Consider the following 12,800-nt stretch of genomic DNA (forward strand, 5'->3'; position numbering starts at 1 on the left):
AACCGCGTGCGATTATTTGCTCAGTTAGGCTGGTATTTTCGTCGGGAGTGGCAGCGCTACCTCGGTGCCGTCGCCTTGCTTATCATTATTGCTATCTTGCAGCTGATCCCGCCAAAAGTGGTGGGGATCGTGGTGGATGGCGTCACCCAGAAGCAGTTTACCCATCAGCAGGTGTGGATGTGGGTAGCGGCGCTGGTGGCGATTGCCGTCGTCACCTATCTGCTGCGCTATGTCTGGCGTGTCTGGCTCTTCGGGGCCTCCTATCAGCTCGCCGTCGAACTGCGCGAGGATTTTTATCGGCAGCTCAGCCGCCAGCACCCGGAATTTTACCTGCGCCACCGCACCGGCGATTTAATGGCGCGCGCCACCAATGACGTGGATCGCGTGGTGTTTGCCGCCGGGGAAGGGGTGTTAACGCTGGTCGATTCGCTGGTGATGGGCTGCGTGGTGCTGATCGTGATGGCAACCCAGATCAGCTGGCAGCTGACGCTGCTGTCGCTGTTGCCGATGCCGATTATGGCGCTGGTGATCAAGCGCTACGGCGATCAGCTGCATAGCCGCTTCAAAGCCGCACAAGCGGCTTTCTCTGCCCTAAACGATCGTACCCAGGAGAGCATGACCAGCATCCGCATGATCAAAGCCTTTGGCCTGGAAGATCGTCAGTCGGCGCTTTTTGGCAGCGAAGCGGCGGATACCGGCGCGAAAAACATGCGTGTGGCGCGCGTTGATGCGCGCTTTGACCCGACCATCTATATCGCCATCGGCATGGCAAATATGCTGGCGATTGGCGGCGGCAGTTGGATGGTGGTCCATGGCTCCTTAACCCTCGGCGAGCTGACCAGTTTTGCCATGTACCTGGGGCTGATGATCTGGCCGATGCTGGCATTGGCGTGGATGTTCAACATCGTCGAGCGCGGCAGCGCGGCCTATAGCCGCATCCGCGATATGCTGGCGGAAGCGCCGGTGGTGAACGACGGCACCGAAACCGTGCCCGACGAACGCGGCACCTTAACGCTCTCTATCCGTGAGTTTCACTATCCACAAACCGATAGCGCGGCGCTGACCAATGTGAGCGCAACCCTTAAGCCAGGCCAGATGCTCGGCATCTGCGGCCCGACCGGGGCGGGCAAAAGTACGCTGCTGGCGCTTATTCAGCGCCACTTTGATGTCGACGCGGGCGATATTCGCTTCCACGATATTCCGCTCACGCAGCTCAAGCTGGATAGCTGGCGCTGCCGTCTGGCTGTCGTCAACCAGACGCCATTTCTTTTCTCCGATACCATCGGCAATAACATCGCCCTTGGCAGACCCGGCGCGACGCAGGAGGAGATTGAGCATGTGGCGAAGCTTGCCAGCGTGCATGATGACATTCTGCGCTTGCCGCAGGGCTACGAGACCGAAGTGGGCGAGCGCGGCGTGATGCTCTCCGGCGGGCAGAAACAGCGTATCTCCATTGCCCGCGCGCTGTTGCTGAATGCCGAAATCCTTATTCTTGATGACGCTCTCTCTGCGGTGGATGGGCGCACCGAACACCAGATTTTGCACAATCTGCGCCAGTGGGGCGAAGGGCGCACGGTGATTATCAGCGCGCATCGCCTGTCGGCGCTGACGGAAGCGAGTGAGATTATCGTTATGCAACATGGCCATATCGCCCAGCGCGGCCAACATGAGCAGCTCGCGCGCCAGCCGGGCTGGTATCGCGACATGTACCGGTATCAGCAGCTGGAAGCGGCGCTGGACGACCATCCGCAGGAGGCCCAGGATGCGTAACTTCTCTCGCCAATGGCCGACGCTGAAGCGCCTGCTGGTCTACGGCAAACCGTGGCGAAAACCGCTCAGCAAAGCGGTGCTGATGCTGTGGGTAGCGGCGATTGCCGAGGTCTCCGGCCCGGCGCTGATCAGCTACTTTATCGATAATATGGTGGCGAAAAGCTACCTGCCGCTCGGGCTTATCGCCGGGCTGGCAGCGGCCTATGTTGGTCTGCAACTGCTGGCGGCGGGGCTGCACTACGCCCAGGCGTTGCTCTTTAACCAGGCGGCGGTCGGCGTGGTGCAACAGCTGCGTACCGATGTGATGGATGCCGCGCTGCGCCAGCCGCTCAGCGCTTTCGACACGCAGCCGGTAGGGCAGATTATTTCGCGCGTGACCAACGACACCGAAGTGATCCGCGATCTCTACGTCACGGTGGTCGCCACCGTGCTGCGCAGCGCAGCGCTGATTGGCGCAATGCTGGTGGCGATGTTCAGCCTCGACTGGCGCATGGCGCTGGTGGCGATGGGCATTTTCCCGGCGGTGATTATCGTGATGTTGATCTATCAGCGTTTCAGCACGCCAATTGTGCGGCGTATGCGCGCTTACCTTGCCGATATTAATGACGGCTTTAACGAAATCATCAACGGCATGAGCGTGATCCAGCAGTTTCGCCAGCAAGCGCGCTTCGGTGAGCGCATGAGCGACGCCAGCCGCTCGCACTACCTTGCGCGGATGCAAACCCTGCGTCTCGATGGCTTCCTGCTGCGCCCGCTGCTAAGCCTCTTTTCGGCGCTGGTGCTCTGTGGGTTGTTGATGCTGTTTGGCTTCTCGACCGTCGGCACGGTGGAGGTTGGGGTGCTGTACGCCTTTATCAGCTACCTTGGCCGACTTAACGAGCCGCTGATCGAGCTGACGACGCAGCAGTCGATGCTGCAACAGGCGGTGGTCGCCGGTGAGCGCGTCTTCGAACTGATGGACCGGCCACGGCAGAACTACGGCGACGACGAGACGCCGCTGCACAGCGGAGCGATCGACATTGAAAACCTCTCCTTCGCCTACCGCGAAGATCAGTTGGTATTGCAGGATATCTCCCTGCATGTGGAGCCGCGCAGCTTTGTCGCGCTGGTCGGTCATACCGGCAGCGGTAAAAGCACCCTCGCCAGTCTACTGATGGGCTACTACCCGTTAACCCAAGGGGAGATCCGCCTCGACGGTCGCCCGCTCTCCACCCTCGGTCACAGCGCGCTGCGAAAAGGCGTCGCGATGGTGCAGCAGGACCCGGTGGTGCTGGCCGACAGCTTCTTCGCCAACGTCACCCTTGGACGGGATATCAGCGAAGAGCGCGTCTGGCAGGCGCTGGAGATCGTCCAGCTTGCCGATCTGGCACGCACCATGAGCGAAGGGATCTACACCCGCCTCGGCGAGCAGGGGAATAATCTCTCCGTCGGGCAGAAACAGCTGCTGGCGCTGGCGCGCGTGCTGGTAGATGCTCCGCAGATCCTGATCCTGGATGAAGCGACGGCAAATATCGACTCCGGCACCGAGCAGGCGATCCAGCAGGCACTGGCGGCGATCCGCGAGAAGACTACGCTGGTGGTGATCGCCCACCGCTTATCGACCATTGTCGAAGCGGAAACCATTCTGGTGCTGCACCGCGGCCAGGCGGTTGAGCGCGGTACGCATCAGCAGTTGCTGGCAGCGAAAGGGCGCTACTATCAGATGTATCAGCTGCAGTTAGCTGGTGAAGAGCTGGCGGCGAGCGCGCGGGAAGAGTCCCTCAGCGCCTGATGCACCAAAATTAAGCACCCGGGGCGCGCCTGCGCCTGGTGGTGCAAAAATGTAACGCACCATGCACTCTCATGGTGCGTTTTTCTTTTTCCCGTCACGCTTGTCCTGCCTGTGCGCTTGCGCTGCCCATCACTGCCTCTGGCTTTGTCTATTTCTTACGCGAAAACGCGCGCCTTCACATTTCTGGCACACCCCTTGCAATAACTTCCTCATGTTGGCTGCGTCCATTTGCGAATGTCGAGTGAGGGGAATCTATGAAGCTGGTAACCGTGGTGATTAAGCCATTCAAACTTGAAGATGTGCGTGAAGCGCTCTCTTCGATTGGTATTCAGGGGCTGACCGTGACGGAAGTAAAAGGGTTTGGCCGTCAGAAGGGGCATGCCGAGCTTTACCGCGGTGCGGAGTACAGCGTCAACTTCCTGCCAAAAGTAAAAATCGACGTGGCGATCGCCGACGATCAGCTTGATGAGGTGATCGATATCATCAGCAAAGCGGCCTACACCGGAAAAATTGGCGACGGCAAAATATTTGTTGCCGAACTCGAACGCGTGATCCGTATTCGTACCGGCGAAGCCGACGAAGCGGCGCTGTAATAGCTGACACACAGTGATAGGGATCGGAAAAATGAGAATGAAAACAGTAAAAGCTACCCTTGCCTCGCTGGCTTTGCTGCCGGGCCTGGCACTTGCCGCGCCGGCCGTTGCGGATAAAGCAGATAACGGTTTTATGATGATTTGCACCGCGCTGGTGCTGTTTATGTCCATTCCGGGCATCGCGCTCTTTTACGGTGGCCTGATCCGGGGCAAAAACGTGCTCTCAATGCTGACCCAGGTGGCGGTCACCTTCGCGCTGGTCTGCATTCTCTGGGTGGTCTACGGCTATTCGCTCGCCTTCAGTGAAGGCAACAGCTTCTTCGGCAGCTTCAACTGGGTGATGCTGAAAAATATCGCCCTCACCGATGTGATGGGCAGCATCTATCAATATATCCATGTCGCCTTCCAGGGCTCCTTCGCCTGCATCACCGTGGGGCTTATCGTCGGCGCGCTCGCCGAGCGTATTCGCTTCTCTGCGGTGCTGATCTTTGTGGTGGTGTGGATGACGCTCTCCTATGTGCCGATTGCGCACATGGTGTGGGGCGGCGGTCTGCTGGCAACCCACGGCGCGCTTGATTTTGCGGGCGGTACGGTGGTGCACATTAACGCCGCGATTGCAGGCCTCGTAGGCGCGTACCTGATTGGCAAACGCGTCGGCTTCGGCAAAGAGGCGTTTAAACCGCACAACCTGCCGATGGTCTTTATCGGTACCGCGATCCTCTATGTTGGCTGGTTCGGCTTCAACGCCGGTTCGGCGAGCAGCGCCAACGAAATTGCCGCGCTGGCCTTTGTGAACACTGTGGTTGCTACTGCTGCCGCAATCCTCTCCTGGGTCTTTGGCGAGTGGGCAATGCGCGGTAAGCCGTCGCTGCTCGGTGCCTGCTCCGGTGCGATTGCTGGCCTGGTTGGTATCACCCCGGCGTGCGGTTATGTCGGTGTCGGCGGCGCGCTGATCGTGGGTCTGGTGTGCGGTCTGGCCGGTCTGTGGGGCGTGACGGCGCTGAAACGTATGCTGCGCGTCGATGATCCGTGTGATGTCTTTGGCGTTCACGGCGTGTGCGGCATTATCGGCTGTATCCTGACGGGTATCTTCGCCTCCACCTCCCTTGGCGGCGTAGGCTTCGCCTCCGGCGTCACCATGGGCCATCAGGTTTTGGTACAGCTGGAGAGCGTCGGCATCACTATCGTCTGGTCTGCGGTGGTTGCTTTTATCGGTTACAAACTGGCGGATATGACGGTTGGTCTGCGCGTACCAGAAGAGCAAGAGCGTGAAGGGCTGGACGTCAATAGCCACGGCGAAAACGCCTACAACGCCTGATAATTTGAGTATCTCCTGAGCATAAAAAAGCCTCCGCATGCGGAGGCTTCTCTTTTGGCGATAACGTCACCGGTTTAGTTGCGGTTACGCATCACCCCTTCTTGCACGCTGGAGGCCACCAGCACGCCATCCTGGGTATAAAATTCGCCGCGCACAAAGCCGCGTGCGCTGGAGGCGGAGGTGCTCTCCACGCTGTAGAGCAGCCAGTCATTCATATTAAACGGGCGGTGGAACCACATCGAGTGGTCGATTGTCGCCACCTGCATGCCGCGCTCAAGGAAACCGACGCCGTGCGGCTGCAGCGCCACCGGCAGGAAGTTAAAGTCCGAGGCGTAGCCAAGCAGATATTGATGGATGCGGAAATCTTCATCCAGCACGCCGTTAGCGCGGATCCACACCTGACGCACCGGATCGGCCACATGGCCCTTCAGCGGGTTATGGAACTCGACCGGGCGGATCTCCAGCGGCTTGTCGCTAAGGAACTTCTCTTTCACGCCGGGCGGCAGCAGGTGTGAGAGATCGCGGGCAATCTCCGTTTCCGATTTGAGTGAATCCGGCGCGGGCGCGGCGGGCATGGTTTTTTGATGCTCATAGCCCGGCTCCGGTGCCTGGAAAGAGGCGGTCATATAGAAAATCGGTTTACCGTTCTGCACCGCTGCCACGCGGCGGGCGCTGAAGCTATTGCCGTCGCGCAGCACTTCCACGTCATAAACAATCGGTTTCTGGCTATCGCCGGGGCGCAAAAAGTAGCTGTGGAAAGAGTGTACCAGACGGTCTGCCGGCACGGTCTCCTTCGCCGCATAGAGCGCCTGCCCGACCACCTGGCCGCCAAAGACCTGGCGCAGACCTAAATCTTCGCTCTGTCCACGGAACAGCCCCTCTTCAATTTTTTCCAGATTCAATAATGCCAGCAGATTAGATAGCGCCTGACTCATACAATTCCCCAAATAAATAGCGGCTGACGTAGCGAATATTGCCTGAGTATAACCTGGAAAAGACAGTGGTCCGATGGGTGCAATAATCTGAATGAATAGGTGTTTACAGGAATATATCGGGTATATGTGCCACACTTGTTCAGGTTACGAAGGTTTAGCCACACATCTGGCAGGCGCTGCGCCTGCAGGTGCATTGAAGATAAGGAGAGATCAATGAAACTCGTGCCCATGTTAAGTGGTTTAGCAGTCGCAGTCGCGTTATCGGCGTGCGCCCAAAAAGGCGGCGATATTCCAACGCCGGCACCTAATCCCAATGCGCCGTCCGCCACCCATAAAGCGGCGATTGCTCAGCCAAGCGTGACCGGTACGGTCTGGATCCGTCAGAAAGTGGCGTTGCCGCCGGATGCGGTGTTAACCGTGACCGTTTCTGATGCCAGTCAGGCCGACGCGCCGTCGAAAGTGCTGGCGCAGAAAGCTGTGCGCACCGATGGCAAACAGCCGCCGTACAGCTTTGTCCTGCCCTTTAACCCGGCCGACATCCAGCCTAACGCGCGTATCCTGCTGAGTGCGGCGATCACCGTCGACAACAAGATGGTCTTTATCACCGACTCCGTTAAGCCAGTTATCAACCAGGGCGGCACTAAAGTCGACCTGACGCTGGTTCCGGTCCAGCAGACCGCGGTTCCGCTGCAGCAGAGCGGTGGTACACCGAACACCGTACCGTCAACCTCACCAACCCAGGTTACTCCGTCTAACGCCACCCCGGCGCCGACCCAGTACTGATCTGCATGCGTGTTGCTCCTCTCCTGCGGGGGAGGAGCTACTCATAGCGCCAGCGATAGCGGTTTAAATCAATCTCACCACTTCCCGACACCACTACGCCTTCTGCCAGCAGTGCCTGACGCTGCCTTTGCAGATCCGGCCCGCTCAGTGAAATAGCGCCATAACGATTGACCACCCGATGCCACGGCAGCGTGCTGCCCTCCGGTAAGCGCTTTAACACGCCGCCAACCTGGCGTGCCGCGCGCGGCGAGCCGGCCAGCTTCGCTACCTCGCCATAGGTGGTGACATAACCCTCCGGAATGGCGGCGACAATCTGCCATACCCGACGGGGAAAAGAGTCTTGCGTATCCATCACTCGCTCCTGAGCAGAGAAGGGGGCAGCATAAACAGCGATTTACCCCCTGTGAAGGGGCGATTGCGCAAGAAACCAGCATCCGTCAGCCTATGGGTTGCAATTGCCCTGCCGGATGGGGATAATGCGCCAGCGCGTTGGTTATCAACCTTCGCTCTCAATGGGGGCCCTGTTGGTTCTCCCGCAATGCTACTTTGTTCACCAGGTCAGGTCCGGAAGGAAGCAGCCAGGGCAAAGGACGTGTGTGCCGGGATGTAGCTGGCAGGGCCCCCACCCATTTCAGCCGCTGTTACGCAGCGCGCCGCACTACTCCACTTTCAGCAACTTCCACTCCCGCGCCTGGTTTACCGCCTGCATCCGGCTGCTGACCTGCAACTTCTCATACATCTGTTTTAAGTGCCATTTAACCGTCTCCGCCGAAATTCCCAGCACGCGGGCAATCTCTTTGTTCGAGTGACCGCTGGCGATAAGCTCAAGCGTCTGCTGCTCGCGCTCGGTGAGATAGCGTGTCTCTTCCGCCTCATCGTGCCGTTTCGGCGGTAAACCAAACCGTTCGACTGCCTGCTGTCGCAAGGTTGCAGCCTGGCGTCTGAGCGCCTCCGGCGTTGCCTGGCGGGCGAGTAGCTCGTCAAGCAGCCCCACCAGCACCGAACGGAGGTCGAGCAGGCTGCGCAATAAACCTTGCTCCAGCGCCTGTTGCAGTGGCGTAGTAAAGACCATACCCGCCTGTTCATACGCCCCGCCGTGCCAGAGGGCGGCGGCCTGCGCCAGGCGTAAGCGCAGGGCAGAGAGCGCTTCCCCGCGCTGCTGCTGCTCGTCTGCCAGCGCCGCAAAGGCAGCGGCGGCTTGATGGGCATGACCCTCGGCAAGGGCGATGCGGCCTTCGCTGACCCGCCGATAGAAGCCGATCGCCTCGATTTCAGCATGTTCACTGTCTAACTGCCGGAGCACGTCCAGCGTCTCCAGCGCAGGGGAGAGCGCCTCATCACGCAGATGCAGTTCAACCGTTTCCGCCAGCAGCGCCGCCTGCGCGCGCAGCCAGTGGCGCTGGCGCGTCAGCTCGCCGGCATAGGTGAGAAGTCGTTTCGCCTCCGCAATCTGGCTGTTAAGCGCCGCCAGGCGTGAGAGCACGATAAAGCAGCGGCTCAGCCCCTCTGGCGGGCAAAAGGTCTCGATCATCTCGAGACGCAGCGCCAGCAGGGCGTCAATCTCCTGCCGCTCGTCGCGCTCCCAGGCGACCTCCGCCAGAATCGGTGCCAGCGTTGCGCCGCTGCTGGAGTTGCTACCGGTTTGCGCCTCGGCGGCCTGCAGCGTCTGCGCCGCCACCCGTTTTGCGTCAGCCAGATTGCCCTGGCGTAAATGGGCCTGGGCGATGACAAAGGCGCGCCAGACATCGACAAACAGATTACGGTTCGCCACCTTCAGCTCCGGTAACCGGCTCTGCACCGCCAGCGCCTGCCCCGGCCGGGCATTGACGAGGTGGCAGTAGCTGAGAATGTTGCACACCAGCCCATCCACCCAGCGGTCGCCGCAGGGGATCTCCGCCAGCAGCGGCTCCACCAGCGCAACGCTCAGTTCGATGTTCTCGGCAAAGGCTTCACAAATTGCCCGCACCACCCGCAGCTTGACCCGCACACTGTGCGACAGCGCGGCGTCGTGCGCCATCGCTTCAATGCCGTCAAGAAGGTCGCGCGAAGCCTGAAAGCGGAAATGGTGCGCCAGCGCCCAGGCGAGATTGAGCTGCAGATCGATACGCGACGGATCGGGCGTCAGCGGCAAAAAGTGCATCCAGCGCACCAGCGTGTCGATATCCCCCTCTTCGGCGAGGGACTGCGCGCTGGCTTCGGCATGCCGCGCGCCGCTTTTCCCCGCCGCCAGCGCATGGCGCACCGCCTCGGCCCAGAGTTGCTGCCCGGCAAACCAGTTGCTGGCACGCTCATGCAGCTGCCGTACGCGCGCCGGTTCGCTCTGCTGCAAGCGGGCCAGCAGCGCGTCGCGCATCAGGTGGTGGTAGCGAAACCAGCCGCCGTGCTCATCCAGAGCGGTGATAAAGAGATTATGCTGCTGGATCCAGCCGAGCATCGCTTCGCCGTCCTCGCGCCCGGTCAGCGCATCGCACAGCGCCGGAGTGAGGCGGTTGAGAATGGCGGTTTGCAGCAGAAAATCGACCACTGTCTCCGGGAGTGGGGTAAAGATCACCTCATCGAGGTAGCGTGCCAGCGTGCGCGAGCCGGAGGGAATACGCGCCAGAAAGCGCTGCGGATCGTGGTGCCAGTCCGGTGCCAGCGCGGCGATCTTGATCCCGGCCACCCAGCCCTCTGTAGCCAGCATTAGCCGCTGAATATCCTGCGCGCCAGGGATTGCCGTGCGCGCGGCGTCGCTGAGGTAGTGCTGCGCTTCTGCGAGGGTGAAACGCAGATCCTCGTCATGCAGTTCATTGAGCGCATCCTGCAACGCCAGGCGGCTCAGGGCCAGCGGCGGGCGAAAGCGGCTGCCGATAATCAGGTGCAGCGAATCGGGCGTGTGATTGATAAGCCAGCTTATGCCTTCGTGCAGCGTGGGGTGGGTGAGGGCGTGGTAATCATCAAGGATTAGCCACACCGGATGCGGGCTGCGGTGCAGCTGGTTGGTCAGCTCAGCCAGCAGTACCGAGAGATCCGGGGTCATATCGCCCTGCAAAAAGGGTTCGAGCGCCTCGCTCCAGCCGCTGTAGAGCGGTTGCAGGGCGGTGACCAGGTAGCGCGCAAACTGCGCCGGGTCGTTCTCCTCCTCCTCCAGGCTCAGCCAGCCGATGGCGTCGCCTTGCTCCCGGCGACGGCGATACCACTGCGCCAGCAACGTTGTTTTCCCGGAACCGGCCGCGGCGCAGATAAGCGTCAGCGCGCCGTTGGCGGCCTCATCGAGCCATGCCAGCAGGCGGTCACGCTCAAGCAGCACGCCCGGCGAGCGCGGTGGGGTTAATTTGGTAAGGATCAGCGGCAGCCGACGCGTGAAGCGGAAAGGTTCCTCGCGATAGCTGGCCGCAAGCAGAGAGTCTGTTGAGGTCAACGATTTCATACGAGCCTGCCCCTGTTCACGAAAGTCGATGCTAAGTGTAAGTAACTGACATCAGCCTGTAACCTGCCAGAACTTGACCTTTATCGCATTTATCTCTTTTAGTCCCGCTCTCCCCCCCAATTGGGGGGTTATCCCCCCTTAAGACCCGCTTATAGAGTAACCCCACTTCCGCAACCCCTGCCGGTCGCCGTGCTGGCGCTCGCGGGTATACAACCTGAGGACGGAGCTATGGAGCTGAACACACAACAGCTGTTAAAGGCTTATCGCAAAATGCGTGAAATACGTGAATTCGAGGAGCGCCTGCACACTGAAAACACCAGCGGTGACATTCCCGGATTCATCCACCTGTATACCGGCGAGGAGGCTATCGCCGTCGGCGTCTGCGAGAACTTACAGCAGACGGACTATATCGGTTCCACCCACCGCGGGCATGGTCACTGCATCGCCAAAGGGTGCGACATCCACGCGATGATGGCGGAGATCTTCGGCAAAGACGCCGGTCTCTGTCGCGGCAAGGGCGGCTCGATGCACATTGCCGATCTCTCAAAAGGGATGCTCGGCGCGAACGCCATTGTCGGCGGCGCGCCGCCGCTGGTGATTGGCGCGGCGCTGACGGCGAAAACACGTAATAACGGCGGCGTCGCCGTCTCATTTACCGGCGACGGTGGCTCCAACCAGGGGCTGGTGTTTGAAGCCATCAACATGGCGGTGGTACTGCAACTGCCCGCCATCTTCGTCTTTGAAAACAACGGTTACGGTGAAGCAACCGGGCATAACTACGCTGTCGGCGGCCGCGATATCGCCGGGCGCGCCGCCGGGTTTGGTCTGCCTGCGGTCACCGTCGACGGGACGGATTTCTTTGCCGTTTACGAAGCGACGGCTGAAGCCGTGAAGCGCGCCCGCGAAGGCGGCGGGCCGAGCGTGATTGAGGCGAAAGCGTTCCGTTGGCACGGCCACTTCGAGGGCGATCCAGGGCTTTACCGCGGAGAGGGGGAGATCGAGCGCCTGCGCGCCGATCACGATCCGCTGAAGATTTTCGCCAGTAAAACGGCTGGAACGCTGACGCGTGAGGCGCTGGAGGCGATCGATGCTGAAGTGAAAGCGCAGGTCGACGATGCGGTGATCAAAGCCCGCGCCGCCGGCTACCCGGTGGCGGAAAGCCTGCTGACCGACGTTTACGTCTCTTACTGAGGAGCCCGTCATGACAATCAAAACTTACCGCGAAGCGATCCGCGACGCGCTGGCGCAAGAGATGGCGCGCGACGAAAGCGTGGTATTGATCGGTGAAGATCTGCGCGGTGGCCACGGCGGCAACGCGCCGGAAGAGGCGAAAGTGGAGGCCTTCGGCGGCGTGCTCGGCGTCACCAAAGGGCTGTGGACCCAGTTTGGCTCGGCGCGGGTGATCGATACGCCGATCACCGAGTCGGCAATTATCGGTATGGCTGCCGGTGCGGCAGTCACCGGCTTACGCCCGGTGGCGGAGCTGATGTTTATGGATTTCTTCGGCGTCAGCCACGATGCGCTCTACAACCAGGCGGCAAAATTCCGCTATATGTTCGGCGGCAAGGCGAAAGCGCCGCTGGTGGTGCGCGGCATGATCGGGGCCGGTTTCTCTGCCGCCGCGCAGCATTCCCAGTCCCCTTACAACATTTTCGCCACCACGCCGGGGCTGAAAGTGGTGGTGCCCTCATCGCCTTATGACGCCAAAGGTCTGCTGATCCAGTCGATTCGCGACGACGATCCGGTTGTCTTCTGCGAACACAAGATGCTCTACGACATGAAAGGCGAGGTGCCGGACGAGAGCTATACCCTGCCGCTGGGCCAGGCCAACTACACCCGCGAAGGGGAGGATGTCACCATTATTGCCCTCTCGGCGATGGTGCATAAAGCCAACCAGGTGGCGGACAAACTGCTGAAGGAGGGCATCTCCGTGGAGGTGGTCGATCCGCGCACCGTCTCGCCGCTGGATGAGGAGGGCATTCTCGAATCCGTTGCCTCCACCGGTCGGGTGGTGATTGTCGATGAGTCCGCCGCGCGCTTCGGCTTCGCCCATGATGTGGCGGCGCTGATCGCTTCGCAGGCGTTCCACTTCCTGAAAGCGCCGGTGGCGTTAATTACTCCGCCGCATACCCCGGTTCCCTTCTCGCCCGCGCTGGAAAAACTCTGGATCCCTGATGTGGATCGCATTGAGGCCGCCGTTCGACAACTGATGGAGGCGTAA

General features: G+C 60.5%; 10 protein-coding genes and 1 other RNA gene. 8 read left to right on the forward strand and 3 right to left on the reverse strand.

Annotation, left to right across the window (positions count from 1 at the left end):
• Positions 1-6: 6 nt before the first annotated feature.
• From HF650_RS05755 to amtB, 4 genes are all read left to right on the forward strand, one after another.
• Positions 7-1,770, forward strand: coding sequence for a SmdA family multidrug ABC transporter permease/ATP-binding protein (locus tag HF650_RS05755; RefSeq protein WP_187801551.1), 1,764 nt, complete (start codon positions 7-9; stop codon positions 1,768-1,770).
• The gene (locus HF650_RS05760) at positions 1,763-3,541 is read left to right on the forward strand and encodes a SmdB family multidrug efflux ABC transporter permease/ATP-binding protein (RefSeq protein ID WP_187801552.1); all 1,779 of its coding nucleotides are present in this window, start codon (positions 1,763-1,765) and stop codon (positions 3,539-3,541) included. The genes HF650_RS05755 and HF650_RS05760 overlap by 8 nt, the downstream gene beginning before the upstream one ends.
• Before the next feature lie 254 nt (positions 3,542-3,795).
• On the forward strand, positions 3,796-4,134 hold the full coding sequence (gene glnK / locus HF650_RS05765; protein ID WP_023478250.1) for a P-II family nitrogen regulator: 339 nt from the start codon (positions 3,796-3,798) through the stop codon (positions 4,132-4,134).
• 31 nt (positions 4,135-4,165) lie between these two features.
• Positions 4,166-5,452, forward strand: coding sequence for an ammonium transporter AmtB (amtB, locus tag HF650_RS05770; protein ID WP_023478272.1), 1,287 nt, complete (start codon positions 4,166-4,168; stop codon positions 5,450-5,452).
• 74 nt (positions 5,453-5,526) lie between these two features.
• Here the strand turns inward: amtB and tesB are convergent, their stop codons facing one another.
• The gene (tesB, locus tag HF650_RS05775; protein WP_023478293.1) at positions 5,527-6,387 is read right to left on the reverse strand and encodes an acyl-CoA thioesterase II; all 861 of its coding nucleotides are present in this window, start codon (positions 6,385-6,387) and stop codon (positions 5,527-5,529) included.
• A gap of 213 nt (positions 6,388-6,600) precedes the next feature.
• Here tesB and HF650_RS05780 point away from each other — a divergent pair, with 213 nt between their 5' ends.
• Entirely contained in the window at positions 6,601-7,170 is a 570-nt protein-coding gene (locus HF650_RS05780) for a YbaY family lipoprotein (RefSeq protein ID WP_187801553.1), read from the forward strand.
• 37 nt (positions 7,171-7,207) lie between these two features.
• Here the strand turns inward: HF650_RS05780 and HF650_RS05785 are convergent, their stop codons facing one another.
• Positions 7,208-7,522, reverse strand: coding sequence for an MGMT family protein (locus tag HF650_RS05785; protein ID WP_187801554.1), 315 nt, complete (start codon positions 7,520-7,522; stop codon positions 7,208-7,210).
• 170 nt (positions 7,523-7,692) lie between these two features.
• Here HF650_RS05785 and ffs point away from each other — a divergent pair.
• Positions 7,693-7,789: signal recognition particle sRNA small type (gene ffs / locus HF650_RS05790), an RNA gene on the forward strand.
• A gap of 39 nt (positions 7,790-7,828) precedes the next feature.
• Here ffs and HF650_RS05795 read toward each other — a convergent pair.
• Complete coding sequence (locus tag HF650_RS05795) at positions 7,829-10,579, reverse strand: LuxR C-terminal-related transcriptional regulator (RefSeq protein ID WP_187801555.1); 2,751 nt, start codon at positions 10,577-10,579, stop codon at positions 7,829-7,831.
• A gap of 228 nt (positions 10,580-10,807) precedes the next feature.
• Between HF650_RS05795 and HF650_RS05800 the strand changes: the two genes are divergently transcribed.
• Positions 10,808-11,770: a thiamine pyrophosphate-dependent dehydrogenase E1 component subunit alpha gene (locus HF650_RS05800; protein WP_187801556.1), complete on the forward strand. Its 963-nt coding sequence runs from the start codon at positions 10,808-10,810 to the stop codon at positions 11,768-11,770.
• Between the two features lie 10 nt (positions 11,771-11,780).
• Complete coding sequence (locus HF650_RS05805; RefSeq protein WP_187801557.1) at positions 11,781-12,800, forward strand: alpha-ketoacid dehydrogenase subunit beta; 1,020 nt, start codon at positions 11,781-11,783, stop codon at positions 12,798-12,800.

The sequence above is a fragment of the Kosakonia sp. SMBL-WEM22 genome (genome assembly GCF_014490785.1).
Taxonomy (GTDB): domain Bacteria; phylum Pseudomonadota; class Gammaproteobacteria; order Enterobacterales; family Enterobacteriaceae; genus Kosakonia.